This window comes from Streptomyces sp. LS1784, assembly GCF_020103755.1.
In the GTDB taxonomy this organism is placed as follows: Bacteria; Actinomycetota; Actinomycetes; order Streptomycetales; family Streptomycetaceae; genus Kitasatospora.
In genome coordinates this window covers 1-1,447 of sequence record NZ_JAHSQD010001038.1, presented here as the reverse complement: position 1 = coordinate 1,447, position 1,447 = coordinate 1, and the positions used below count along the sequence as shown (strand labels likewise).

The window sequence follows — 1,447 nt, the reverse complement described above, 5'->3', positions numbered from 1 at the left end:
GCGGCGCGCCTCCTCCTCGGCCTTGCGCCGAGCCTCGGCGGCGGCCCGCTCGGCCTCCTCCTCGGCCAGCCGTTCCTTCTCCGCCTGCTCGGCCCGCAGCTGCGCCAGCAGTTCCTGCCGCTTGCGCTCGGCGGCCTCCGCCTCGGCCTTCTTGCGGGCCTCCTCGGCGGCGCGGCGCTCGGCTTCCTCCTTGGCCAGCCGCTCCTGTTCGGCGCGGGCGGCCTTCTCCTGCTCCGAGAGCGGCAGCTCGCGGTCGAGCCGGTGCCGGATGGCGGTGGTGACGAAGCCGGGGGCCTGACTGCCGTCCACGACCAGGTAGCGCGCCGGGTCGGCGGCGGCGAGTGCGAGGAAGCCGGCCCGGACCCGCTGGTGGAACTCGGTGGGCTCGGACTCCAGCCGGTCCAGCGCCTCGGTGAAGCGCTCACGGGCCCTGGTCGGGTCGACGTCCAGGACGACGGTCAGGTCGGGCAGCAGCCCGCCGGTGGCCCAGCGGGAGATCCGGGCGACCTCGGTCGCGGCCAGGTCGCGCCCGGCGCCCTGGTAGGCGATGGAGGAGTCCATGTACCGGTCGGTGATCACCACGGCGCCGCGGGCGAGGGCCGGCCGGATGACGTTCTCGACGTGCTCGGCGCGGTCCGCGGCGTAGATCAGCGCCTCGGCGCGGTGGGACAGGCCGGTGTTGCCGACGTCCAGGACGAGGCCGCGCAGCCGCTGGCCGACCGGGCTGCCGCCGGGCTCGCGGGTGAGCACGACCTCGTGCCCCTTGCCGCGGATCCACTCGGCGAGTGCCTGGGCCTGGGTGGACTTGCCGGCGCCGTCGCCGCCCTCCAGGGCGATGAAGAAGCCGGTGCCCGCGCCCCGGTGAGGCACCGGGCCGCTCGAACCGCGCACCGAGTCCACCAGGTCCCGGACGAACGGCGCGGTGCCGCGCCGGTCGTCGGTACGCAGCAGCACGACGGCGGCGAGCACCAGCGTGAGCAGCCCGGAGGTGGCGACGGCCAGGGCCGCGCCACCGTGGATGAAGGTGAAGGAGCCGGGCTCGACGGTGCCGTACTCCACGTCCCCGTAGGCGGCGGCGATCAGCGGGACGGCGACCAGCGCGGCGGCGACCACGGCCCGGAGCACCGCGAACAGGTGCTCGGTGACCTTCGGCAGCCGCGCCTCCTCGACCTCCTGGGCGAGCAGGGTGCGCCCGGCCGAGACCACGATCCCGGCGGCCAGGCCGGCCAGCACGGTGAGCAGCAGGACCAGCACGAAGTCCAGCACCAGCCCGGCCAGGATCAGCGCGACGCCCTGGGTGAGCAGCGCCAGCGCGAGCAGTCGGCGACGGGACAGCGAGGGCAGCGTGGCCCGGGTGAGCCGGGCGCCCAGGGCGGGCGCCCCGGTGGCGGCGAGCACCAGCAGGCCGTAGCCGATCGGCCCGGCGCGGTGCTCGGCGGCGGTGAGC

The 1,447-nt window shown here is 76.3% G+C and carries 1 protein-coding gene; it reads right to left on the bottom strand.

Annotated elements, in window-relative coordinates; genetic code table 11:
- On the bottom strand, positions 1 to 1,447 hold a 1,447-nt coding region (gene tmk, locus KS423_RS45420), incomplete at both ends, for a dTMP kinase (protein ID WP_224285508.1).